General features: G+C 68.2%; 17 protein-coding genes. 7 read left to right on the top strand and 10 right to left on the bottom strand.

Annotation, left to right across the window (positions count from 1 at the left end; all coding sequences use genetic code 11):
- Window positions 1-43: 43 nt before the first annotated feature.
- On the bottom strand, window positions 44-2371 hold the full coding sequence (locus QOZ81_RS04320; RefSeq protein ID WP_291201108.1) for a hybrid sensor histidine kinase/response regulator: 2328 nt from the start codon (window positions 2369-2371) through the stop codon (window positions 44-46).
- A gap of 463 nt (window positions 2372-2834) precedes the next feature.
- On the opposite strand from QOZ81_RS04320, the gene QOZ81_RS04315 reads away from it, so the two are divergent.
- Window positions 2835-4772, top strand: a complete 1938-nt coding sequence (locus tag QOZ81_RS04315; protein WP_366082990.1) for a cytochrome c3 family protein — start codon at window positions 2835-2837, stop codon at window positions 4770-4772.
- 96 nt (window positions 4773-4868) lie between these two features.
- On the opposite strand, the gene QOZ81_RS04310 is transcribed toward QOZ81_RS04315, so the two are convergent.
- Entirely contained in the window at window positions 4869-5441 is a 573-nt protein-coding gene (locus tag QOZ81_RS04310) for an SCO family protein (protein ID WP_291201114.1), read from the bottom strand.
- A gap of 162 nt (window positions 5442-5603) precedes the next feature.
- On the opposite strand from QOZ81_RS04310, the gene dtd reads away from it, so the two are divergent.
- A complete protein-coding gene (gene dtd, locus QOZ81_RS04305) occupies window positions 5604-6038 on the top strand; it encodes a D-aminoacyl-tRNA deacylase (protein ID WP_291201117.1) in 435 nt (144 codons plus the stop codon).
- 175 nt (window positions 6039-6213) lie between these two features.
- A complete protein-coding gene (locus QOZ81_RS04300; protein ID WP_291201120.1) occupies window positions 6214-6744 on the top strand; it encodes an outer membrane beta-barrel protein in 531 nt (176 codons plus the stop codon).
- 59 nt (window positions 6745-6803) lie between these two features.
- On the opposite strand, the gene QOZ81_RS04295 is transcribed toward QOZ81_RS04300, so the two are convergent.
- Window positions 6804-9440, bottom strand: coding sequence for a zinc-dependent metalloprotease (locus QOZ81_RS04295; protein WP_291201123.1), 2637 nt, complete (start codon window positions 9438-9440; stop codon window positions 6804-6806).
- A 159-nt stretch (window positions 9441-9599) separates the two neighbouring features.
- Between QOZ81_RS04295 and QOZ81_RS04290 the strand changes: the two genes are divergently transcribed.
- Window positions 9600-11576, top strand: coding sequence for a TonB-dependent receptor plug domain-containing protein (locus QOZ81_RS04290; protein WP_291201126.1), 1977 nt, complete (start codon window positions 9600-9602; stop codon window positions 11574-11576).
- Between the two features lie 21 nt (window positions 11577-11597).
- On the opposite strand, the gene QOZ81_RS04285 is transcribed toward QOZ81_RS04290, so the two are convergent.
- The 5 genes from QOZ81_RS04285 to QOZ81_RS04265 form a co-directional block, all read right to left on the bottom strand.
- Window positions 11598-12410 carry an alpha/beta fold hydrolase gene (locus tag QOZ81_RS04285; protein WP_291201128.1) on the bottom strand — a complete coding sequence of 271 codons (813 nt, stop codon included), beginning with the start codon at window positions 12408-12410 and terminating at the stop codon, window positions 11598-11600.
- Window positions 12411-12451: 41 nt separating this feature from the next.
- Window positions 12452-12973 (bottom strand): DinB family protein, encoded by a 522-nt coding sequence (locus tag QOZ81_RS04280; RefSeq protein WP_291201130.1) that lies wholly within the window; start codon window positions 12971-12973, stop codon window positions 12452-12454.
- A gap of 43 nt (window positions 12974-13016) precedes the next feature.
- Window positions 13017-13568 carry an Ig-like domain-containing protein gene (locus QOZ81_RS04275; RefSeq protein WP_291201132.1) on the bottom strand — a complete coding sequence of 184 codons (552 nt, stop codon included), beginning with the start codon at window positions 13566-13568 and terminating at the stop codon, window positions 13017-13019.
- 66 nt (window positions 13569-13634) lie between these two features.
- The gene (locus QOZ81_RS04270; protein ID WP_291201134.1) at window positions 13635-15158 is read right to left on the bottom strand and encodes an acyl-CoA carboxylase subunit beta; all 1524 of its coding nucleotides are present in this window, start codon (window positions 15156-15158) and stop codon (window positions 13635-13637) included.
- 60 nt (window positions 15159-15218) lie between these two features.
- Window positions 15219-17090 (bottom strand): Kelch repeat-containing protein, encoded by a 1872-nt coding sequence (locus QOZ81_RS04265; RefSeq protein WP_291201136.1) that lies wholly within the window; start codon window positions 17088-17090, stop codon window positions 15219-15221.
- 41 nt (window positions 17091-17131) lie between these two features.
- On the opposite strand from QOZ81_RS04265, the gene QOZ81_RS04260 reads away from it, so the two are divergent.
- Both QOZ81_RS04260 and QOZ81_RS04255 read left to right on the top strand, forming a co-directional pair.
- Window positions 17132-18334, top strand: a complete 1203-nt coding sequence (locus QOZ81_RS04260; protein WP_291201138.1) for an MFS transporter — start codon at window positions 17132-17134, stop codon at window positions 18332-18334.
- On the top strand, window positions 18331-19476 hold the full coding sequence (locus QOZ81_RS04255) for an MFS transporter (protein WP_291201140.1): 1146 nt from the start codon (window positions 18331-18333) through the stop codon (window positions 19474-19476). Before QOZ81_RS04260 ends, QOZ81_RS04255 begins: the two co-directional genes overlap by 4 nt.
- Here QOZ81_RS04255 and QOZ81_RS04250 read toward each other — a convergent pair whose 3' ends face one another.
- Window positions 19477-20244 (bottom strand): SDR family NAD(P)-dependent oxidoreductase, encoded by a 768-nt coding sequence (locus QOZ81_RS04250; RefSeq protein ID WP_291201143.1) that lies wholly within the window; start codon window positions 20242-20244, stop codon window positions 19477-19479. It lies immediately after the preceding gene.
- A gap of 17 nt (window positions 20245-20261) precedes the next feature.
- Window positions 20262-21617 (bottom strand): aminotransferase class I/II-fold pyridoxal phosphate-dependent enzyme, encoded by a 1356-nt coding sequence (locus QOZ81_RS04245; RefSeq protein ID WP_291201146.1) that lies wholly within the window; start codon window positions 21615-21617, stop codon window positions 20262-20264.
- 164 nt (window positions 21618-21781) lie between these two features.
- Here QOZ81_RS04245 and QOZ81_RS04240 point away from each other — a divergent pair, with 164 nt between their 5' ends.
- Window positions 21782-22927, top strand: coding sequence for an acyl-CoA dehydrogenase family protein (locus QOZ81_RS04240; RefSeq protein ID WP_291201150.1), 1146 nt, complete (start codon window positions 21782-21784; stop codon window positions 22925-22927).
- The last annotated feature ends 262 nt before the right edge of the window (window positions 22928-23189 follow it).

Genomic DNA, 23189 nt, shown 5'->3' with positions numbered 1-23189 from the left:
AGCGGTCGCCCTGGGGGGACCAGCGGTCATGGGGCCCGGCGGATCAGCTGTGCAGGGCCTCGATCAGGGCCTTCCGCAGCATGCCCATCGAGTAGGGCTTCTGGATGAACCCGGCCAGCCCCTCGCCGAGGAAGGCCTTGACCGATTCCTGCTCGCTGAAGCCACTGCACAGCACCACCGGCAGATCGGGCCGGATGGCGCGGAGGGCCTTGAAGCACTCCCGGCCGTCCATCCTGGGCATGGTCAGATCCACCAGGGCCAGGCGGAACACCTCCGGACACTTCGAGAACAGCTCGATCGCCTCCCGCCCATCGGCCGCCGTCTCGACGTCGAATCCGAGCCGCTCCAGGGCCTTGGCCGTGACCTCCAGAATGGAGTTCTCGTCATCGACCAGCAGCACCCGGCCGCTCAAGACGACATCGGAGTGATCTGAGCGGAGCTGGATGATCTGCGGCAGGGGCGCCGAGGTCGCCGGCAGGTAGACCTGGAAGCTGGTCCCGCGGCCGGGCTCCGAATACACCTTCAATCCGGCCCGGTGCCCGCGGAGGATGCCCTGGATGGCCGAGAGCCCCAGCCCGTGTCCCGCGGGTTTCGTGGTGAAGAAGGGATCGAAGATCCGGGACAGCACCTCGGGCGTCATGCCGACGCCGGTGTCCCCGACCTCCAGCACTGCGTAGAGACCTGGCGTCAGGCCCTGGCTGGGGAAGGTGGCCGAAACGAAGGTCTCGTCCAGGGTGCGGGCGCAGGTGGTGACCCGGATCTCCCCTTCCGCATCCCCGATGGCATCACTGGCATTGGTAACCAGATTGAGGATGACCTGCTGAAGCTGGGCCTCGTCCGCTTCCACCAGGGGCAGGCCCTGCTCCAGCGAGAAGTGCAGGTTCACCTTCTTGGCGATGGAGACCTTCACGAGGTCCGTCACTTCCCGCACGACCAGGTTCAGGTCATGGGCTCTCACCACGAACCGGCCCTTGCCCGAATAGGCGAGCATCTGACGCGTCAGCTCGGCCGCCTTGAGGGCCGCCCCCTCGGTGGCCCGCAGCCGCGCAGCCACGGGACTGTCCTCGGGGACCCCGGCCTCTGCGAGGTTGAGGTTGGCCAGGATGGCGGTCAGCAGGTTGTTGAAGTCGTGGGCGATGCCGCCGGCCAGGACACCCAGGCTCTCCAGCTTTTGCGCGTGGAGCATCTGGCGCTCCAGCTGGAGCCGGTCCTGCTCGGCCTTCTTGCGGTCGGTGATGTCGCGCCAGGAGGTGAACAGGATGTCCTTCCCCCCCAGGGGGATGGGGATGAGCGTCACTTCGACGGGGAAGTCCTGGCCGGACATGCGCCGGTGCATCCACTCGAAGCGGTGCACGCCCCGGGCATGGGCCGTGGCGATCATGTCCCGGGCCTTCTCCTCGCTGGAGCGGCCATCGGGCTGGACCGGCGGGGAAAGCTCCCAGGGATGGAGCCTCAGGAATTCCGGTTCAGTGCAGCCCAGCAGGTCGAGGACGGCCTGGTTGCAGTCCGTGAAGCGGTCCCCGTCCAGCAGGAGGAGGCCCTCCACGCTGCGCTCGAAGAGCAGGCGGAACTTGTTCTCGCTCTCCAGGAGGTGGCGCTCCTTCGCCAGCCGCGGCCTCAGGTCCACCATGCTGCCCCGGACCAGGTCCCCGGCGGATCCCGGCAGTTTCAGCAGGCGGATTTCACAGGGGACGAGCTCGCCGTCCACGGTCCGGTGGGTCCAATCGAATTCCACCGTCCCCTCCACCAGGGCCCGGTGGATGTAGGCGGGGGCGGCCTCGGCGCTGGGCCGGCCGTCCGGCTGGACTTCCGGGCTCAGCTGGGCGGGCCCCAGGGCCATCAGATGGGCCCGGTCGGACTTGAAAAGAACCTCGGCCTGGGCGTTCGCCTCCACGAAGCGGCCGGTGGTGGCATCCAGGATCACGATGGCCTCCGGCGCGTGCTCGACCAGCGACCGGAATCGCATCTCGGACAGGCGTAGCTGCTCCCGCTCCCGCGCCAGGTCGGAGATGTCCCGGCCTTCCGGCAGGAGGGCCACCACCCGCCCCTGCTCATCCAGAAGGGGGCGGATGCTGAAGCTCACCACCAGGACCCGGCCGTCCGCGGTGGTATGGGTGGTCTCCATCTCGAAGGACTCGCCCCGGGCGGCCCGCTGGATGCCGGCCCTGAGCCGGGCCTGCTGGTCCGGGTCATGCGTCCACCAGGGCGTCTCCCAGAAGGGCCGCCCCTGGACCTCGGCCAGCGGAAGACCCACGGCCCCCAAGGCGGTCTGGTTGGCGTCCAGGAGGATCCCCTCCGGCGAAAGCACCCCCATGAAGTGGAGGCTCGCGTCGTAGACGGACCGGAGGTCGATGGGTTTCGGATCGGACATGCTGGTTTGTTCATCGGCCCCCGGCGGATAGACCCTGACATCGGGCTCGGAGCCGGCCCCCGCGACCAGATGTCCAGATCAGCCAGGCTGGCCACCGGAAGGCCCGGGCCCTGCGTGCGGGTCGGGTCCGCTGGAACCGGAGCGGCGGCATTGCCTGGCCGCACCTGCTCTCGCCGGGAATGTGCACAAGATCACTAAAGATTACCTCATGGTTGTTTATTTTTGAACCTACCTTTTAAACGATCTTGCGATCATCAATCGGATCATCGCAGCGGTTGGAATGTCTTTTCTCATTCGACCCGGCAGGGAGCTTGTGGCCGGCCATATCCGGAGGTGGGTTGTGAAGTGGAAGTGGGGAAGACTCATGGTGATCATGGGTGGCCTGGCCCTTCTCGTGGGCCTGCATGCGACCGAGAAGCCTGGCCCCGCCCAGGCTCCGGCCAAACCGGCGACCGCCGGGACCATGGCCGCCCGCAAGACCCCAGCGGCGAAGCCTGCCGCCAAGGAGGCGACCGAGGAGGGCCCCCGCACGCTCGAGGGCTACGTGGAACAGGAGAAGGCCTTCCACGACTTCCTGAAGAAGAACCACCCGCTCTTCACGACCTACGAGAAGAACAGCCGCCTCGTCGGCAAGTACCAGATCAGTGACCGCGAGGAGGAGTTCGTCGAGTTCGGGGGAGGCAAGAAGTTCGCCGAGGAGAACAACCGGCACGCCGCCATCACCTACCGCCTTGGGATGGAATCCATTCTCGACTTCCCCAACAAGTTCGTCGGTGCGAAGAAGTGCGGCGAGTGCCACCCGGTCCAGTACGAGAAATGGTCCCGCTCCCGCCACGCCAAGGTGGTCCGCTTTCCCGACGAGATGGATGAGATCCCGGGCAAGGACTTGAACAAGGGGCTCTACGGCACCAAGGACGTCTCCGTCCTCCCGCCGGGCATCACCGCCGACTCGATCTTCGCCGTCATCGGGACGCCCCGCACCAAGTACGGTTTCCTGGATCCCTGGCTCGTCCGCGGGACCTACCACATCGAGGGTGGTCTGCTGAAGGACGGCACCGGCACCCTGGTGGCCGGCGGCAACCAGCACAGCCGGACCTGGGCCGAATCCATCACGCCCGAGATGACGAAGAAGATCGCCGCCTACGTCCCGGGTTTCCCCACCGACCTGAAGGGCTTCGGAGACAACGGGTCGAAGATCTGGGGCTTCTCCTCCTACGGGGCCAAAAACCAGAAGAGCATGCTCTTCCAGCCGGCCAGTTCGTACTGCGAGGTCTGCCACTCCTTCAAGTTCGACTTCAAGAACCAGAACGAGCTCTTCGCCGCCCTCGGCAAGCCGGCGGAACTCCGCAAGCACACCATCAACAAGGGCATTTCCTGCGAGGAATGCCACGGTGCCGGCGCCCACCTGGTCGGCGCACGCGGGGCCGGCTTGCCCTCCAATTGCGAGCGCTGCCACCAGCGCTTCGCCTGGAACTCGGACGAGGCGAAGAAGGATCCCAAGCATCAGTTCTCGGCTTATTTCAAGAGCCTCCATCCCTCCTGCGGCACCGAAGGCTCTCAGTCCTACTACACCTCTCACAAGGAACACGGCATGGGTTGCGGCACCTGCCACGACCCCCATGAAGTGACCCAGAACGACTGGCGCGAGTCCGTCACAGTCCCGGCCCTGAGGAAGAAGTGCCAGGACTGCCACGCCACCCAGGCCGCCTTCTTCGCCAAGAATGAGATCCACGGGGCCAACAGCTGCGCCAGCTGCCACATGCCCGCGATGGGGAGCTGCGAGAACTTCGGCTCCATCCAGTACCCGGACTATGGTGGGTTCGATGCGCAGCGGGCCTCCCACATCTGGAAGATCCTCGTCGATCCTGCGGCGAAGACCCTCAACCCGCCCGAAGGCAAGGACCGGAACTACCGCGAAGGCGCCTGGCGTCTCACCAAAAAGGACGGCAAGCCCTACATCGACCTCATGTGGTCCTGCGGTCGCACCAGCTGGGGTGACTCCGCCCTGGCCGCCGCGGGCGGCTGCCACAGCCCGGCCATGTCCTCCATGCCGAAGGACCTGCTCTTCACCAACCAGAAGATGGTCTACGACAAGGTCATGACCTGGCAGAACCCCGTGAAGTCGGGGCTGGCCGAAGTCGAGGCCGCCCTCAAGGAGCTGGGGCCCGCCCTGGCCAAGAGCCAGCTCGGCAAGGCCGAGAAGGCCCAGGTCCAGGTGATGGTCAACCAGGCCCGCGAGATCGTCGCCACGATCAAGAAGGACGGCTCCTGGGGCGTCCATGCCCCCACGCTCACCGCGGACAAGGTGCAGGAGGCGAAGGTGCTCGTCCAGGGGGCCCAGGCCTTCCTGAAGGGAAGCACCCTGGCTTCCGCCAAGGCCGGCGGCACGAACAAGGGTTGATCAGTTCGCATCAACTGGAAGCACGCAACCCCCGGGCGACCGGGGGTTGCCGTTTCCAGGGCCCGATCATTCGTCAAGCCCGTCCCGCATGAACCCTCACAGGATGCCGGTCCTCCGGCACTGCTCGATGAACTCGGAAGAACTCATCAGACCGAAGATCCGGACCCACTGCTCCGAACCGGCGGGGCGGATCATGGTGATTGGAACCATGGACGACAGGTCCGGGATGAAGGTGTTCATGCCGTGCATGGCCGCATCGATGTCCCTGCGGCTCCCCGTGAGGCAGTCCCAGCCAGGCCTGGCCCGGAACCGTCGCATGTAGTCCTTCAGGGCCTTCGGCGTGTCGCGGTCGGGATCGATGGTGATGGAGATGAGGTGGACCTTCCCCGAACTGGCGCCGAGCCTGCCCTGGAGGGTGGCGTACCCCGCCGAGAGGGTCGGGCAGATGGTGGTGCAGTGGCCGTAGATGAAATTCAGGACGACGGGATCCCCCGATTCCAGGATCTGCTTGAGCCTGACCTTCTGGCCGTCCTGGTTGATCAGGACCACGTCTGCAGGCTTGCAGACCTCCGAGCTGACCCGGAGCCGGGGCTCACTGGCGGAGGCGACCTGAACACAGGCCGCGGCCGCCAGGAGAAGCTGACCAAATCCAGGGACGGTGGCACTCATCGAGGGGGCTCCTGCATGCACGCGCGGGTTGAGGAGGGACGCCGCTTGCCGGTCCAGCTTACCTTGGTGCCGGCCCTACCCGCCGCCACGCTGCGGACCTGGCGCGGGGTCTGGGATCCGCCCGGCCATCTGTGGCACTGTCATGGGTGGAGGGACCTGCCCATGAAAGCCGTCATCCAGCGCGTGCAGCGGGCCTCCGTGCGGAGCGGGGACCTGGAGGCCACCATTGGCCCCGGCCTGCTGGTGCTGGTGGGCCTGGAGACCGGGGACACCGAGGAGACCTGCGCCTGGGCCGCTGCCAAGCTCGCCACCCTGCGCATCTTCGAGGACGCAGATGGAAAGATGAACCTCGGCCTGCAGGAGGTGGGCGGCGAGATTCTCGCCATCAGCCAGTTCACCCTGGCTGGCAGCATCGCCAGGGGCCGGCGGCCCTCCTTCGATCAGGCCATGAACCCCGAGGCCGCCCGGGTGCTCTTCCGGAAGTTTCTGGACCTGCTCAAGGCCCACTACCCCCGCGTGAAATCCGGTTTCTTCCAGGAGCACATGGAGGTGGAGCTGGTGAACGACGGGCCCGTGACCTTCATCCTGGAGCGCTGAGAGCGTAGGAACTCCGGAGTGCGTTGCAGATCGACGCCGCGTGGCGCGGGCCTGTGCGCGGGTGCAACGTCGGTGTGCGCTGGATTCATGAAACGCACTGGAATTCAAAGCGCCTGAACCCCTGGCACAGCCCTGGCATATCCCACCCGTCAGACCTTTCCCCCATGGAGGCATCATGCGTGCTCGACTCCCGGCGCTCTGCGCCCTCGCCTTCGGCCTGCCCCTGGCCGCGGGAAACTTCGATGTGCAGGGCCAGGTGACGCTGAACCAGCCCACCCAGGACCTGAAGACCGCCATGGATGGCAAGCAGGGCTTCGGCCTGGGCATCCACGGGCTGCACCGCCGCGGGCTGCACCACACCAGCCGCACCCGCTTCGACTGGAACGTCTGGGGCCAGGGCCCCGCGGTGAACGGCGTGAAGACCCAGGTGAGCAACTACAACCTCGCCTTCGATCACCTGTACCACGTGGAGGACCGGGACCAGGGTTTCTATCTGGTGGGGGGCCTGGGCGCGGTACGCTGGTTCTCCGAGCAGGAATCCGCCCTGGGCTCCATCCGTTCCCACACCACCAAGCTCGGCATCACCGCCGGCGCCGGCTGGCAGTTCACGCGCAACCTCGGCGCCGAGGCGCGGGTGCTGGTGAGCAGCATCAACCGCACCTACGACAGCACGCTCCTGCAGGGCGCGGTGGTGTTCCGGTTCTGAGGTGCTAAGCCAACGCCCCGGAAGGAATTCCTCCCGGGGCGTTGTGTGTACGGAAGGCCCTAGAGCGACATGCGCTGCAGGCTGGCCTTGAGGCTTTCATCGACGACGGCGAGGCAGTCGGCGAAGTGGGCCCTGGTCTCCTTGCTGAAGCCGGGCTTGGCCGGGGCGGCCTTGAGCTGGGCCTGCAGGGAGCGCAGGGCCTCCCGGGCCAGGGCCCGGGAATCCGCGGGGGTGAGCGGATTGGCCCGGATGACCTGGCCGCTCAGCTGGCGGAGGTGCTCCCGCTGGAGGTTGCGGCGCATCACGGAGACCTCGCGCCCGCTCTTCAGCTCACTCCAGATGGCGGTCTGCAGCGTGTCGTAGAGTTCGGAGAGGCGGAAGGCCTCCTTGGGGTTCGCCAGTTTGTCCGGCATGTCGAGGATCCGCTGGGCCACGGCCGGGTGGAAGACCTGGGCCAGCACCTGGGTCTGGGTGCGGAGCACCCACTGGGCGGGGGAGGGATCGGCATTCAGCGGACCGTTGAACCGGTCCGTGGTGAGCCGGGCCAGAAACTCGGGCTTGAATTTGAAGGCCTCCACCGAGAAGATCCCGGTTTCCAGCAGCTTCAGGGCCTGGCGCTGACGCGCCGCGGGAACGGGCGTGAAGGGCGCCCGACCGGAGCCCGCGTGATCACGCAGGTGGACCACGCCGCCGATGTACTTGGCGCTCAGGTTGGCCGAGAGGCCCACCTGGCCCAGTGCGCGGAGCAGGCCCCGGCGCAGGGACTGGTAGCCTTCGCCATCCGGGAGGGTCTTGGCCTGCAGGCGCTCCCACAGTTCCTTCGAGAGGCTCAGACGCTTCTGGTAGAAGGCCAGCGGATCCGAGCCCAGATCCCGGCGGTTCACTTCGGGGTCCATGCCCTCGAGGCCCATGAAGCCCAGGGCCTCCTCATCGGTGCCGTAGGCCAGCTGCGGCTCCGAGCTGCGCGCGGCGATCTTGGCCAGGCCGGCCTTCTCATCGGCCGGGGCCAGGGTCTTGTAGCCGTACTCGATGGCCCAGTGGTCGTAGGGCCCGAGCGTGCTCATCACGTACTCACCCTGGGGCTGGCCCTTGAGGGCGAGGTTCAGGGCGTTGTAGTCCATGACCGAGCCGGTCAGGCCGTTGACCTTGGTGAACTCGGGGTTCGAGATCTGCTCCAGGGAGTGGATGGTCGAGGCCCGGAAGTTGTGGCGCAGGCCCAGGGTGTGGCCCACCTCGTGGGTGATCACGTCCTTGAGCACCGCGGCCACGTAGGCATCCTCCTCGGGGCTGCCGGGGGCGATCTCCCCGCGGGACTCCAGCAGGTCCAGCGCGAAGCCCATCTCCTGGTGGGCCTCCGCCGCATAGACGCAGAGGTCGTGGTCGTGCCGGAAGGCGAAGCCCTCCTGGGCCTTGGGCGGCAGGACCTCGCGGGCGTCGGTGCGGGTGCCCCGGGCCCAGACTTCGCCGATGCCGATGTCCGCGTCGAGGATCTCGCCGGTGCGGGGATCCACCTGGCTGGGCCCGATGGCGAAGCCGATGTCGGTGCCCGTGAGCCAGCGCAGGGAGGCGTGGCGGGCATCGTGAGTGTCCCAATCGGCGTCCTCAGGCTGCACCTTCACCTGCACGGCATCCTTGAAGCCCTGCTTCTCGAAGGCCTTGTTCCAGATGAGCACGCCTTCGGTGATGGCCGGCCGGTACTTCTCCGGGATGTTGCGGTCCAGCCAGAACACGATGGGCTGCTTGGGCTCGGACAGCGCCGCGGCGGGATCCTTCTTCTCCAGGCGCCAGCGGTGGACGTAGTGGACCTGGGGATCGACGCGGGTGTCGTCGCCGAAGTCCCAGCGGGTGGAGGTGAAGTAGCCGACCCGGTCATCCGCGAGGCGGGGCGCCATGGGCTGCTCGGGCAGCTTGGCGAACGAGAAGTGCCAGCCCAGGAAGAGGCTGCGCATGTCCTCCAGCGTGCCCGGAGGTGGCACGGAGGGCATGGGCGGGGCGCCCGGCATCATCAGGGGCGGCAGCATGATGCGCTGCAGGCTGTAGTGGGCCTGGACGCGGAAGGCGGCCTGGTCCTCGGTGCTGCGAACCTTCTCGAAGAAGCTGTTGGACGGATCGAAACCATAGGGCTGGCGATAGGTGGCCTCCAGCCGCGTGGCCCCCATGGGAATGTCCCTCAGCAGCAGGGCGTTGGCTTCCACCAGGAAGGACTTCCGCTCCGGGTGGGGCTGGCTGAGCACGGGGGCGCTGGCGAGCAGGCTGTCCGTGAAGCCCTCGGCCACGGCCCGCGCTGCCGGCGTGCCGGCCGGGGCCATGAAGGTGGTGTTCTTGGCCAGCATCTGCAGGGTGTTCCCCACGCGGCGGAAGCTGGCGAGGAAGCTGTCGTCCATCATGCCGCCGTAGAGTCCCCGCTCTCCCGTGCCCCGGGTGCTGCTGATGGCGAAGAAGAAGGGCGCATCGAGCTGGTCGGGCTTCACCTCGATCCAGACCTTGTCCTCCTTGGTCCAGAGGGTGAAGAGGCCCTTCTGTTCCTTGGCGTCCTTGATGACCTCGGCGAAGGGCTTCAGGGCTCCCGGAACCGGGGCGACCGGCGGCGGCGTGGCGGGAGCGGAGGGCGCCTTGCCTCCATTGGGTGCCGTCTGGGCCGCCAGGCTCAGGCAGAGCAGGGACAGGAGCGCGGTCATGCGCGAACGACAAGGCATACGGATCCTCCTCACGGTTGGGTGTGCATATCACCTTACGATGCCAATCCCCATGAGGTTTAGGCAAGGCCCCACCTGGTCGTCGAGGCCCCATTCGCCGCACCGGGATACCCCGGCCCTGCTTCAATGGGGGAACCCCAGCCTGATCCCGGAGCCCCCATGACTGTCCTGACCGCGGCAACGACCGTCGCGCGCCTGCTGCTTTCCACCCTGTCCCTGGCCCTCGCTGCCCAGGAGCAGGCACCTCCGGTGGATCCCGATGCCAGGAAGCCCCTGGAGTCCTGGGCGGCAGAGTCGCGCCCCGTGGCCCTGAGCCGGACGCCGGGTCAGGTGCGGGTCTTCGATGAGGACGACATCCAGCGCTCCGGCGCCCGCACCCTGGGGGAATTCCTCCTGCGCGAGCTGCCCTCCCAGGTCCAGAGCCAGGGCGGCCCCGGCCTGCCCTCACGCAGCTACCTGGGTGGCGGCCGCCCCCAGGACACGGTGGTGCTGATGGATGGTGTTCCACGCATGGATCCGGGCCGGCTGGGCCAGAACCTCAACGAGGTGCCCCTGCTGGGGATCACGCGCATCGAAGTGATCACCGCCTCTGGCAGCCAGGGCGGCGCCATCGCCCTGTTCACGGGGCGGCCCGATAAACCGGGCCTGTCGGGCGACCTCGGCGGTCTCGGCGGCAGCAACGGCCAGGGCCAGAGCACCACCTCGCCGGGCTTCGCCTGGGAGGGTGGCTACCTGAGCGGGGGCAACCTCAGCGCCCAGGAGAAACAGACCACCGAAACGGACCGCCCCTTCCGCATGGTCACCAACTTCCTGGGGCTGGGCCAGAAGTGGGGCTCCGCCCTCTGGACCCTGGCCTGGCGGGGCACCTTCTTCGGTGTGCCCGAGCCCTACCAGCAGGTCACCGAGACCACCCGCGTCTACGATGCGGCCCGCGAAAGCCGCCAGCGCAGCGACGCCGGCCAGCTCCGCGTGGACTGGGACCTGGTACCGGGATTGCAGCTGGAGACCACGCTCGGTCTCGCCCGGTTCCGGCACGAGCAGGCTCCGCAGGGCACCTCCCAGCCCAGCCCATTCGAAGGCCGCGAGACCCGCTTCCAGTCGTCCCTGCACTGGGCGACCGGGGCCCGCTCGGACCTCAGCCTGCGTCTCGAGGGCCAGGAGGTCCGCCAGGACGGGGACGAGAACCCGCTGGTGCTGGGCTCCGCCAAGGGCCGCCAGCTGGGACTCGGCGTCGAGTGGCGCTTCGAGCCCAGGCCGGGCCTGCGCCTCCTGGGAACGGCGCGAGGCACCCGGGACCGGCAGTCCCTTCTGGTCGGCGGCACCGATACGGAGGTGCTCGACGCCTCGGGCCACATGCTGCGCCTGGGCCTCAACCAGGAGCTGGCCCACGGCCTGCGGATCTACTCTGCCCTGGGCGGGGCACGCACGGCCCCCACGGTACTCCAGCAGCTGCGCAACAGCCTGGTGCCCACCGCCGCGCCGCTCCGCATGGAGCAATCCACCTTCGTGCAGATCGGGCTCGGCTGGGGCCAGGGCAACTGGTACGGCCGGCTCGAAAGCCAGCAGCAGTCGGGCAAGGACCTCCTCGCCTTCGACGGCCAGTCCTACGCGAACCAGGATCGGGTGCGGGTGCGGGGCACCGAGGCCGCCTTCGGCTGGCGCACGGCGCAGAAAGCCGGGCTCGAAGGCTTCGTCCGGGCCCAGGAGGCCCGGGACCTCAACGCCCCCGAGGGTCAGGCGCTCAGCACCCTGGCCTCCCAGCGGCGCCCCTTCTCCTCCCACGGCCTGAAGGGCTTCATGGGCTGGAGCCGGGTGCGGGCCGAGGTCCACTACACGCTGCAGGGCCACCAGTACGCTGCGGCCGGGGACAGCGAAGGCGGTGGCGCCCGGGCCAACGGCCTGCCGCCCACGGTCCGCGCCACCCAGGTGGTCTATCGGGATGTCGGCATGTCCACCACGGTGAAGGCAGGCAGGCATTGGACTATTGTTCTGCGCGGCGAGCACCTGCTCCAGCCCACCACCGATGCCGCCGCGTGGGTGGCCCGGGCGCGGGAAGGCCAGAACGATGCCTCGATCATCGACGGCTATCCCGCCGCGGGGCCCAGCTACTCTGCGGAGGCGCGGTTCCGGTTCTAGGTGGCGGGGCGCTGGTGGTCTTCAGCGCCCCAGCCCGGCCTCGAAGGCGCGGACGGCGACCAGGAAGGCTTCGGGCGCGTCCCACATGATCCAGTGCCTGGCGCCGGGAAAGTGGATCATGCGGAAGGCCGGCAGCCCCTTGAAGCCGAACTGGGCGAGGGTCGCGGCCTCCCGGGCCGGATCGGTTTCGCGGCGGCCCGCCGCCAGTTGCAGGACCGGAAGGCGCAGCTCGCCCTGCCGGGCCGCCAGTGGATCCAGCGTCATGCCCCGCAGGTAGGCCTGCAGGACCGCCACGGGCACGCGCAGGGCCTCGGCCACCACCCGCTCGTTCTGCGCGGGCCCGGCGCTGACGTGGCCCATGAACACCGCAAGGGTCAGGGCGGGGTCCGCCTCCAGGCCCGTGATGGTGGGTTCCATGTAGGCCGCCGGAAGGGCGCCCAGGAAGCTGTCCACCAGGATCAGGCCCCGGAAGGCCCCGGGGTCCTCAAGCGCCGCCCGCGCGGCGATGGGGCCGCCCATGGAATGGCCCACCACCAGGCAGGGAGCGAGTCCCTCTTTGCGGACCAGGGCGGCCAGATCCTTCGCCACGGCCCCAAAGTCTGCGCGCCCCTCCACCACCACCGGGCCCGGTGTCCCCCCACTGCCGGGAAGGTCCACGCTCAGCACCGTATGGTCCTGGGCCAGCTCGGCAGCCACCCCGGCCCAGACCTCCTTGTTCCCGCCGAAGCCGTGGATCAGCAGGATGCCGGGGCCCTTGCCGGCCTTTTGGAACGGGGGCGATCCCGCCTGCAGGCAGAGCGTGGCGAGGCAAAGCAGCAGGGCACGGCAGGGCATGGGGCCTCCAGAGCATGGCCACCCAGCATAGCCCTACCGACTCAGACGCGAGGAGCTTCGAGCCCGAACTCCGCCCAGCCCTCCTTGGTGGGGCCATAGGTGCTGGGCACGTGCAGGCCCGCCTGGCGCAGGAGGACGGTCATCTGGCCGCGGTGGTGGGTCTGGTGGCTGACGAGGACATACAGGGCGAAGGCGCCGGTCCAGGTCTCCCCGTAGAGGGTGAAGTTGCGGCCCAGCTCGGTGTTGCTCCAGCTGCCCATGTGATCCAGCAGGGAATCGCTCACGGCGCGGTAGGTGGCGGCGATCTCGGCCATGGTGGGCGGCGGTGGCGTGGCGATGAAGCCATCGGGACCCAGCCCGACAGGCCCCTTCACCTTGAGGCCCAGGTTCTGCGGCAGCTCCAGGACGGTCTCCACCAGATGCCAGGCGATGCGCCGCAGGTCGCGGTGCTGGGAGTCCACCGCCTGGTGGGCCGCGGCGTCAGGAATGGCCCCGAAGACCGCCAGGGTCTTCTCAGCCTCCTGCTGCCAGATGGTCTTGAAGTCCTCCACGCGACGGAACATGCCTGCCTCCTGGAATGCGTGATTCAACCCTCCGGCCAGCGGATCAGATGGCCGGATCCACCTTCACGATGGCGATGCCGAACACCGTGGGATCCGCCACGCTGGTGGCCACCACGCGATAGGTGCCCGCTACGGCCGGGGCCGTGTAGTCGCCCGTGGCGGTGATGGTGCCTCCGGCCGCGCCATCCAGCACGGACCAGGTCACGTTCGTGTCCCCGGTGGCCGTGATGACGGCGGTGAAGGTCTGAGTGCCTCCGGGGACGATGGTGACCTGGCTGGGGGTGACCGCCACGGGGGCCACCACCATGACCGTGGCCACGGCGCTCTTGCTGGGGTCGGCGGAGCTGGTCGCCGTCACGTAGCAGACGCCCCCGACCTCAGGAGCCGTGAAGAGGCCCTTGTCCGTCACCGTTCCATCCGAGGCCGACCACGACACGGTCTTGTTCCCCGCGCTGCCCACACCGGCCGTGAACTGGAACTGGGCATTGGCATTCACCGTGGCCTCCCGCGGGGCGATGGACACGCTGATGTCGTTGAACCCGCAGCCGACCAGGAGGGCCGCAGAGGCTACGAGGAGGGGCTTCAGGGCACGCATGGTCGCTCCAGGACTCAAGGGGGTCATTATGCGCCCGGCCGCCGGCCAGGGGTCAATGCCCAGGCCTCAGACCGGCGTAACCGGGCGGCGCTTGGCGGGCCAGACCTCCCGGCGGCGGGCGCGGGCCAGCCGGGTGACGAGTTCGCCGCGCAGGTCCGCGGGATCCACGATGGCATCCACGTGCAGATCCGCCCCCAGCTTCTTCAGGTTGATGTCCTCGTTGTACTCGTCGCGCAGCTGCTGGACGTAGGCCGCGCGCTCCTCCTCGGGCTTCTCGGCGATCTTGTTGGCGAAGACGGCGTTCACCGCAGCCTCGGCGCCCATGACTGCGATGCTGGCCGTGGGCAGGGCAAGGGTGGCGTCGGGGTCGAAACCCGGGCCGCTCATGGCATAGAGGCCCGCACCGTAGGCCTTGCGCACCACCACGCAGATGCGCGGCGTGCTGCAGCTGGCCATGGCGCTGATCATCTTGGCCCCGTGGCGGATGATGCCCTGCTTCTCCACGGCGCTGCCGATCATGAAGCCCGGCACGTCGCTGAGGAACACGAGGGGAATGCCAAAAGCGTCGCAGAGGGTCATGAACCGCGTGGCCTTGTCCGCGCTGTCCACGAAGAGCACGCCGCCCTTCACGCGGGGCTGGTTGGCCAGGATGCCCACGGGCTTGCCGTCCAGCCGCGCCAGACCCGTGATGATTTCCCCCGCAAAGAGCTTCTTCACCTCGAGGAAGCTGCCCTCATCCACCAGGCCTTCGATGAAGTCCTTCATCTGGAAGGGGGCCATGATGTCCGTCGGCACCAGTGTGGTCAGGTCCTTCGCCTTGGCGGATACGGGCTTGGGTTCGGCGGTCGGTAGCGCGTCCTCGCAGTGCTGGGGGAAGAATCCCAGGTACTGCCGGCACAGGGCGATGGCCTCCTGCTCGGTCTTGCAGAGGAAGTCGCCGCAGCCGCTCACGGAGCAGTGCATGCGGGCGCCGCCGAGGTCTTCCAGCGAGATCTTCTCCCCGATGACCATCTCCGCCATGCGGGGCGAGCCCAGGTACATGCTCGCGTTGCCCTCCACCATGATCACGACATCGCAGAAGGCGGGGATGTAGGCGCCGCCCGCGGCCGAGGGCCCGAAGAGCAGGCAGACCTGGGGCACCAGGCCCGACAGCGCCACCTCCATGTGGAAGATCGTGCCGGCGTGGCGTCGACCCGGGAACATGTCGAGCTGGTCAGTGATGCGCGCCCCGGCGCTGTCCACCAGGTAGAGCATGGGGACCTTCAGGCGCATGGCCACTTCCTGGATGCGAATGATCTTTTCCACCGTGCGGGCGCCCCAGCTGCCGGCCTTGATGGTGCTGTCATTGGCCATGAGCGCCACCGGACGCCCATCCACCGTGGCCGTGCCCGTGATGACGCCGTCGGCGGGCAGGTCCTTGTGCAGGGCGTTGGCGAAAAGGCCGTCCTCCACGAAACTGCCTTCGTCCACCAGCAGGCGGATGCGCTCGCGGGCGAAGAGCTTGCCGGCCTCGGCGTTCTTCTCATGGGCCTTGGCGGCGCCGCCCTTCTTGATGCGTTCGGATTCGGATCGGAACTGGTCGAGTTGCATGATGCCTGCCTTGGATGGGGTGGCTTCAGCTTCTCATGGCCCGGAGATCCCGGCCGAGGGTCAGTCCCAGAGGCGCCAGATGCCGGGCAGCGGGTTCTTGGCCAGGTTGTCCTCGGGCAGCCCCTGGACGAACACGCCGCCATCGAGGTTGAGGAACAACACGGGCAACCAGACCCCGATGCCCATCTGGCTCCGGACCTGGAAGGTGCCGGAATCGGGATTCCAATCCTCCATCGTCTTCGAGGCCCGCGGGCCGTCGCCCCCGCCGAAGACGAGGATCTGACCGGTGGGAATGAGGATCGCCGCATGACGCTCCCGCGGGGCGGGCATCCTCCCCGCGGGACTCGAAAGTCCCTTGGCGAGGTCGATGCGCTCGGCCGTGGCCAGCGCGCCCTGGGCGCCCCTGCCGCCGATCGCCACCAGTTCCTTCTCGTCCCACAGCAGGGTCGCCGTGAAGCGGGAACGGGCCTGCGCGAGCTTGCCGAAGGGCGTGAAGGTGCCCTTGCCCGGATCGAAGCTCCACAGCACCGCGACGGGCTTCTGGTTCAGTTCACCGCCAAGGATCAGCACTCGGCCATCCTTGAGCCGGACCGAGGCCGCGTGGACGGGCCAGGGCCGTTCGTCCACGGTCCGGAAGGCGGCGGTGGCCGGGTCGAACACCTCGGCGCCACAGGGCTGGCCCTGGGGTTCGTGCCCCCCCAGCAGCAGGGCGCTGCCCCCGGGCAGCGGCTGCAGGAGGCCTCCGATGTGGAACCACTTCGGGGCGCCCACGCGCCAGGACACCTTGCGCTCCGGATCCAGGCGCTCCGCGTCGCGCAACGGTGTGCTGCCCTTCCCCCCGATTCCGCCCACCACCAGGACGGTGCCGTCGGAAAGTGGGACCGCCAGGGACCGGGCCCGGGGGACCTGCAGGGCCCCGCAGGGCTGGAAAGTGCCGGCCATGGAATCGTGCAGGAGCACCTCGCCGGATATCTGCTCGCCGTCCCAGCCGCCCAGGATCACGTAGGTCTGCCGGGGCCCGGGAACAATGGTGATGCCCAGGCGGTTGGCCTTGGTCGCTTCTTCCTCTTTCACCGACTTCACCGAGGACTCGACTGTCACCTCGGCCTCGGCCCAGCACTCGGGATAGGCGATGCTGGTGGCCCGGATCCTGTATTTGCCCGGTTGTGGTGTCCGGAAGACACCCTGCGGATCGAGCTCGCCATCCTTCGGCCCTGCGGCGATGCTCCAGGCCACCAGCTCCAGGTCCGCCCCGATGACCGTGGCACTGAAGGACTGATGCTCTCCGGCCCTGCATTCGGATTTGTCCGGCTGCACCCGCACCGAGACGGGATCTCCTTGCGGGTTCACCCGCCCCGGCCGGGGCCGAAACACCCGGAGGAGCGTGACGGTGCGGATGCGGGGGTCGGTCGCGAGAACGATCTCCACCGGATAGACACCCTCCTCGGAAGGAGCGCGGACCCAGCCCGTGGCGTCCACCCGGCCCTCGTGGGGCATGGGCGGGGCCGCCCCGGCCGCGTCGTCTTCGGACTGGCGCTTTCCGTAGGCCCACAGCAGTTTTCGGTCCAGCTCCCCGCCCCGAAAGGCCAGTTCCACCTGGATGCGTCCCTCCTCGCGGGGCTTGAGCACCAGTTCGGGGCTGGACTGCAGGCGGATCTCCACGGCCCGGATCTCGACGGAGACGGTGCGGTTGACATCCTGCCAGTCGGTGGCGTTGATCCGGCAGGGGCCGTACTGCCCGGGGGCCGTGAACAGGCCGGACTCGTCGACCGTTCCGCGGTCCGCCTGCCAGCGGAACGCCTTGGGGTCCTGTCCGGGGATCCGCAGCTGCAGCGTCTGCCCGCAGGGCACCAGGGCCTGCTTCGGCAGCATCGTCAACGGCTGCGCCATGAGACCTTGCAACATTGCGAAGAGCAGGCAGATGATCCGCATGAAGGCCTCGATGGGCCTCCAGCATATGCGATCCTGAAACGATGGCGGACGCGGAGACATCGAGGCGCAGCGGGTTCCTGACGGCGCCTTTCGTCATCCTGTGCGCGTTCTACTTCCTCGTGTTCGCGGCCGGGTACCAGCTCTTCCCGGTGGTGCCCCTGCACCTGCGCGACCTGGGCGCGAGTCTCGCCGAGAGCGGGCGGTTCCAGACGGCTTTCATGCTGGGCTCGGGCTTCGGCTCGCTGTTCACGGGGCCCCTGGGCGACCGGCTCGGGCAGCGACGGGTGCTGCGCGTGGCCTCGCTGGCCCTGGTGGCCATCCTGGTGGTGTACGGCTTCCTCAAGGTGCGCTGGGTGTTCTACCTGCTCGCGCCCCTCCACGGCGTGCTCTGGTCGGCGCTGCGAACCGCCTCCATCGCCAAGGTGGGCGGCATCCTGCCCCTCGAACACCGGGCCCAGGGGCTGTCGTTCTTCGGCCTGACCGGGCCCGGCGGGGTGGCCGTGGGTCCCCTGGTGGGCCTGTGGCTGATGCCGCACCTGGGCTTCGCCTGGATGCTGATCCTGCTGGCGGGCGTGTTCGCGGTGCTGCACGGGCTCATCGGCGCCCTGCCCCGGGAGGCCCCGCGCGAGATCCAGGCCACGGCGCTGTTCCAGTGGCCCGACCGGGCCGTGTGGGGGACGGTGGCCGTGATGATGCTGGTGGGCCTGGGCTTCGGCCCCATGCCCCCGTACAGCGCCCAGGAGGCGAAGGCGCTGGGAATGGCCTGGCCCTCGACCTTTCTCACCTGCTTCGCCCTGGGCATGATGGCCATCCGGGGCCTGCTGGGGCTGACGGGCATGGGGCGGCGCCCCGTGGCCCTGCTGCCGTACATGATCGCCCTGGCCGCCTCCGGCTATGGCCTGCTGGCCTTCCTGCCGGGCGGCATGGCCCGGCACCTGCTCTCCGGACTCATCTACGGCGCGGGCTACGGCATGGTCCACACCCTGCTGATCATGAACATCTTCGCCACCACGCCACCCCAGCGCACCGGAGCCGCGGTGGGCGCCCTCTTCTTCGCCTTCGACGCGGCCACGGCTCTCGGCGCCCTGGGCCTGGGCTGGGTCATGGAGCATCTCAATTTCCGGTGGGGCTGGGCCATCGGGGCGACCCTGATGGCCCTCTCCATCCCCGTGGCCCGCCGCATCGTCCGGAAGAGCGCCGCCATGACAACCGAGCCGGTCCCCTCTGGCATCCTGGAGGGATGACGGATCTTTCGGTACCCAGAACGCGGCTCATCACCCGCAGCTTTGCCCTGGTCTGGGCGCTCACCTTCGTCACCTTTTTTGCCGCCTTCCAGCTCTTCCCCACAGTGCCGCTGCGCCTGCGGGAGCTGGGCGCGAGCCTAGCCGAGAGCGGCCGCTTCATGAGCCTCTTCACCGCAGGCAGTGCCATCGGAGCACTCTTCACGGGCCCCCTGGGTGACCGGGTGGGCCACCGGCGGCTGGTGGTCATCTGCGCCCTGCTCTACGCCTGCTTCCTGGGCGCCTACGCCCTGCTGACCTCGCGATGGGGCTTCTACCTGCTGGCCTTTCCGCATGGCATCGTCTGGTCGGGCCTGCTTACGGCCACCATGGCCTCGCTGGCCCACGTGCTGCCGGAGGACCGCCGGGCCGATGGCCTCAGCCTCTACGGTCTGGCCAGCCCGGGCGGCGTCATCGTGGGGCCGCTGCTGGGCCTGTGGATCTTCCAGCACGGGGGGTTCGCGCCCATCGGCTGGTACCTGGCCGCCCTCTTCATCCTGCTGGGCCTTCTGGGCACCACCCTGCCCGCGGACCACCCCCACGGCCGGGCGGAGGGCTTCAAGTGGCCGAACGCCGCCGTCCTCACGCCCTGCCTGATCCTGTTCTGCGTGGCCCTGGGCTACGGCGCCCTCGGCAGCTACACGGCCCAGGAGGGTCTGGCCCTGGGAATGGCCCTGCCCTCGGCCTTCCTCTCCTTCATGGCCGTGGGCATGGTGCTCATGCGGATCGCCATGTTGCGGCGGGGTTTCGGGAAGCGCCCCATCCGCAAGCTGCCCGGCATGCTGGTGGGCGCCTTCACCGGCCTGGCCCTGCTGGCGCTGCTACCCGGCGGCATGGCGCGGCACATCGCCGCGGCCCTGCTGTACGGCGCCGGGTACAGCATGCTGCACACCCTCCTCAATGCGAAGCTCCTGGAATCGGTCGATCCCCAGCGGCGCGGCTCGGCCTTCGGCGCCCTGCTCTTCGCCTTCGACGCGGGCATCGGCCTCGGCAGCTTCAGCCTCGGCTGGGTCATCGGCCACCACGGCTACCGACTGGGCTGGGGCCTGGGCGCGCTGGCCATGCTCGCGGCGCTGCCGCTGGCGCTGAGGATGAGCCGGAACTGATCAGGCCCTGCGATGCAGCTTGTGCACGCTGGCCTGGTCGAGACACTTCACGAGCATCTCGTCGATGTTCACGTGGTCGGGCAGAATCAGGCACCACCGCACGCACTCGGCCACATCGTTCGCACTGAGGGGCTTCACGCCCTTGTAGACGGCCTTGGCCTTGTCGCCATCCTTCAGGCGGACGTCCGAGAATTCCGTCTCGGCCATGCCGGGATCCACGGAGGTCACGCGGATCTGCTCGCCGTTCAGCTCCAGGCGCAGGCTGTGGGCCATGGCCTTCACGCCGAACTTCGAGGCGCAGTAGACGCTGCCTCCCTCGTAGGGCTGGTGGCCGGCCGTGGAGCCGATGAAGAACACGTGGCCCCAGCCTGCCTTGCGGAGGTGGGGGATGCCCGCGCGGATGGTCTTCACCACGCCTTCGATGTTGGTCCGCATCATGGCCTCGAGGTCCTCGTCCGGCGTCTCCCACATCTTGTAGGTGCCGCTGGCCAGACCCGCATTGGCGACGAGCACGTGCAGGCCGCCCAGGGCCGAGGCCGCCGCCTCGACGAAGGCGTTCACGCTGGCCGTCTCGCGGGTATCCACCGCGCCCGCGAAGGCCTTGATGCCGTGGGCCTTCACCAGCTCGTCGGCCAGGGCCTGCACGCGCTCGATGCGGCGGGCGCCCAGGGCCAGGTGACAGCCCTGGGCAGCCAGGAGGCGCGCCATGGCCGCACCGAAGCCACTGGACGCGCCGGTGATGAGGACGATGGGATGCTCGGGACGCATGGGGACTCCTGAAAGGGTCAACGGTAGTTCCGGTGGAATTCGCCAAGGGCCTGCACCACCTTCTGGATCTTCTCCGTCGGCGGCAGGATGGTGGTGCGGAAGTGGGCGGTGCCTGTGGCCTGGCCGAAGCCCGAGCCCGGCACCACACAGATCCCCGTCTGCTCCAGCAGGGCCAGGGCATAGTCGAAGTCGGTCCGGCCGGGAGGCAGCACGATGCTGGGGAAGGCGTACATGGCCCCCGCGATGACGTTGCAGGAGATGCCCTCCACGCGGTTCAGGCCCTCGGCCAGCAGGATGGCCCGCTGCTTGAGCGTGTCGAGGATGGCGCCCCGCTCCGCAGCATACTGGGCATGGGAGGGCATGCCGGGTTTCGGCGGCCGCACCATGGCGTAGGTCGCGGCCTGGCCCGCCAGGTTGGCGCAGAGGCTCACGCTCTGGAGCTTCAGGATCTGCGCCGCCACCTCGTCGGGCACGTTCCGGTACTCGAAGTAGCCGCCCCGCACGCCGCACTCGCCCAGGAAGCCCTTGGAGCAGGAGTGGAAGCTGAAGAGGGAGACGTCCTTCGCCTCCAGCTGGTGCAGCACCTTCGCGAAGGAGGTGAATTCGTCGCCGGCCAGGTAGATGTTCTCCTGGTAGACCTCGTCGGCCAGGATCGAGAGCCCGTGGGCCTGCGCGAACTCGATGATCATCGCAATGTTGGCCTCGTCGAGCACCGCCCCAGTGGGGTTGCCGGGGTTGATGACGCAGATGGCCTTCACCGCCGTGCCCTCGGCCTTCGCCTGCGCGAGCGAGGCCTCCAGCATGGGGCGGCTCAGCTTCCAGCCGTTGGCCTCATCCAGGAAGTAGGGGACCATGCGCCCTTCGTAGAGCGTGATGGTGGCCGAATAGAGCGGGTACTGGGGGATGGGCACCATGATGCCGTCCCCGGGGCCGCCGATGAGCAGGCGCAGGATGGTCTGCACGCCCTTGCTGGCGCCGTCGGTCAGGAAGATGGCATCCGGATCCACGCCGATGTGGTCGCGCTCGAGAATGAACTCGGCCACGGCCTCGCGGATGAAGCGCACCCCGCGGCTCTCGCTGTAGGCGCCGAGCCCGTATTTAGTTCCCGCGAGGATGGCCTTCGCGGTCTCGACCGCGTCGGGCGGGAAGGCCCCCGGGGCCCGCTCCATGAGCTCCGGATACTCGCAGAGGGCCAGGATCTGGCGATTCCAGGTCAGCGCCTTCTGCCCCAGCGACTGCGGGTTGCCGATGTTGCAGTAGATGATCTCGCGCCCCAGCTTCTCAAGCTCGGCCGCCCGGGCCACGATGGGCCCCCGCACCGCGTACTCGGTGTCGAGGACGGCCTTCCCCAGGTCGGATAATCGGATGGTCATGGGCACTCCAACCGCTAAGTTTACCCTCGGATCGCCATGTGACCGACGTCATCCTACTCGGCGTCAGGGACACCGGCCTTGGGCGCAGAGAGGCGTGGAAGCTAGACTGGGGGTCCCGATCCTCCCCCATCGCCACCTCCCCACCTTTTCCTGAAGAGGCATGCATGCTTGGTTTCACCCTTTCCCCCGAACAGCTGGCCGAGAAAGAACGGGCCCACACCTTCGCCGAGAAGATCATGCGCCCCGTGGCCCGCAAGTACGACGAGACCGGGGAGTGGGCCGTGGACGTCTACAAGGCCGCCTGGGACCAGGGCTACCTGCAGGCCCTGGTGCCCGAGGACTGTGGCGGGCCCGGCGCCAGCCAGGTGGATGAGGCCATCGTCTGCGAGGAACTGGCCTGGGGCTGTGCCGGCCTCTACACCTCCATCATGGCCAACGGCCTGGCCATGACCCCCGTGCTGGTCGCCGGGAGCCCCGAGCAGAAGAAGAAGTGGCTGGGCATGCTGGCCGAGGAGCCCAAGTTCGCGGCCTTCTCCCTCTCCGAGCCCAATGCCGGTTCCGATGCTGGCGGCATGAGCTGCCGCGCCGAGAAGAAGGGCGACAAGTACATCGTCAACGGCACCAAGTGCTACTGCACCAACGGCGGCTATGCCGACTGGTACGCCCTCTTCGCCAGCACCGATCCCAGCAAGGGCGCCCGGGGCACCAGCTGCATCATCGTGCCCCGCGACACCCCGGGCCTGGTGGTGGGCAAGGCCATGGACAAGATGGGCCAGCGCGCATCGAACCAGGTGGAGCTCTACTTCAACGACGCCGAAGTGCCCGCCGAGAACATCCTCGGCAAGGAGGGCATGGGCTTCATCATCGCCATGAAGACCCTGGACCAGACCCGCGCCGCCGTGGCCGCCGGGGGCGTGGGCGTGGCGCGGGCCGCCTTCGAGATCGCCCTAGACTACGCGAAGACCCGCGTCCAGTTCGGCCAGCCCATCTTCGCCAACCAGGCCATCAGCTTCATGCTGGCGGACATGGCCAAGAAGATCGAGGCCAGCCGCCTGCTCACCTGGCAGGCCGCCTGGCTCACCGACAACGGCATCAGGAACTCCAAGCAGAGCGCCATCGCCAAGACCTTCGCCACCGACACCGCCATGGAAGTCAGCACCGATGCCGTCCAGATCCTCGGCGGCAACGGCTACAGCCGCGACTACCTCGTCGAGAAGTGCATGCGCGACGCCAAGCTGCTGCAGATCTATGAAGGAACGAACCAGATACAACGCCTGGTCATCGCGAAAGAGATCCAGCAGGGGAATTGATCGGAAGAGAACGGACGACCCTCGCGGGTTACTCGGAATGCGCCTGAATGGTGGGTTCCGAGTGGGGACCCGCTGATTCGTTCAAACCACCAGGTTGGCCACGCTCCCCGTCGAAGCAGATCCAGCAGGAAGATTGATCAAAATTTTGGACAAGCCGCATTCAAGAGATCGAGACCACTGTTCCCAGGGATCGCTCATGAACACACCAAACCCCATGAATGACGATTTCCTCGCGACCTACCGCGCAGCCTCTCGGCGGTTC

The organism is Geothrix sp., assembly GCF_030219325.1.
GTDB lineage: Bacteria > Acidobacteriota > Holophagae > Holophagales > Holophagaceae > Geothrix.
The sequence above is the reverse complement of the archived record's forward strand: the minus strand, read 5'-3'. Positions and strand labels throughout refer to the sequence as shown.

What these genes read in the sequence shown, in the direction of transcription:
- QOZ81_RS04270 (WP_291201134.1), bottom strand. Translation starts at nt 15,158, where the DNA reads ATGCAACTCGACCAGTTCCGATCCGAATCCGAACGCATCAAGAAGGGC.
- QOZ81_RS04320 (WP_291201108.1), bottom strand. Translation starts at nt 2,371, where the DNA reads ATGTCCGATCCGAAACCCATCGACCTCCGGTCCGTCTACGACGCGAGC.
- QOZ81_RS04310 (WP_291201114.1), bottom strand. Translation starts at nt 5,441, where the DNA reads ATGAGTGCCACCGTCCCTGGATTTGGTCAGCTTCTCCTGGCGGCCGCG.
- QOZ81_RS04250 (WP_291201143.1), bottom strand. Translation starts at nt 20,244, where the DNA reads ATGCGTCCCGAGCATCCCATCGTCCTCATCACCGGCGCGTCCAGTGGC.
- QOZ81_RS04315 (WP_366082990.1), top strand. Translation starts at nt 2,835, where the DNA reads ATGGCCGCCCGCAAGACCCCAGCGGCGAAGCCTGCCGCCAAGGAGGCG.
- QOZ81_RS04285 (WP_291201128.1), bottom strand. Translation starts at nt 12,410, where the DNA reads ATGCCCTGCCGTGCCCTGCTGCTTTGCCTCGCCACGCTCTGCCTGCAG.
- QOZ81_RS04265 (WP_291201136.1), bottom strand. Translation starts at nt 17,090, where the DNA reads ATGCGGATCATCTGCCTGCTCTTCGCAATGTTGCAAGGTCTCATGGCG.
- QOZ81_RS04240 (WP_291201150.1), top strand. Translation starts at nt 21,782, where the DNA reads ATGCTTGGTTTCACCCTTTCCCCCGAACAGCTGGCCGAGAAAGAACGG.
- QOZ81_RS04280 (WP_291201130.1), bottom strand. Translation starts at nt 12,973, where the DNA reads ATGTTCCGTCGCGTGGAGGACTTCAAGACCATCTGGCAGCAGGAGGCT.
- QOZ81_RS04260 (WP_291201138.1), top strand. Translation starts at nt 17,132, where the DNA reads ATGGCGGACGCGGAGACATCGAGGCGCAGCGGGTTCCTGACGGCGCCT.
- QOZ81_RS04300 (WP_291201120.1), top strand. Translation starts at nt 6,214, where the DNA reads ATGCGTGCTCGACTCCCGGCGCTCTGCGCCCTCGCCTTCGGCCTGCCC.
- QOZ81_RS04245 (WP_291201146.1), bottom strand. Translation starts at nt 21,617, where the DNA reads ATGACCATCCGATTATCCGACCTGGGGAAGGCCGTCCTCGACACCGAG.
- QOZ81_RS04275 (WP_291201132.1), bottom strand. Translation starts at nt 13,568, where the DNA reads ATGCGTGCCCTGAAGCCCCTCCTCGTAGCCTCTGCGGCCCTCCTGGTC.
- dtd (WP_291201117.1), top strand. Translation starts at nt 5,604, where the DNA reads ATGAAAGCCGTCATCCAGCGCGTGCAGCGGGCCTCCGTGCGGAGCGGG.
- QOZ81_RS04295 (WP_291201123.1), bottom strand. Translation starts at nt 9,440, where the DNA reads ATGCCTTGTCGTTCGCGCATGACCGCGCTCCTGTCCCTGCTCTGCCTG.
- QOZ81_RS04255 (WP_291201140.1), top strand. Translation starts at nt 18,331, where the DNA reads ATGACGGATCTTTCGGTACCCAGAACGCGGCTCATCACCCGCAGCTTT.
- QOZ81_RS04290 (WP_291201126.1), top strand. Translation starts at nt 9,600, where the DNA reads ATGACTGTCCTGACCGCGGCAACGACCGTCGCGCGCCTGCTGCTTTCC.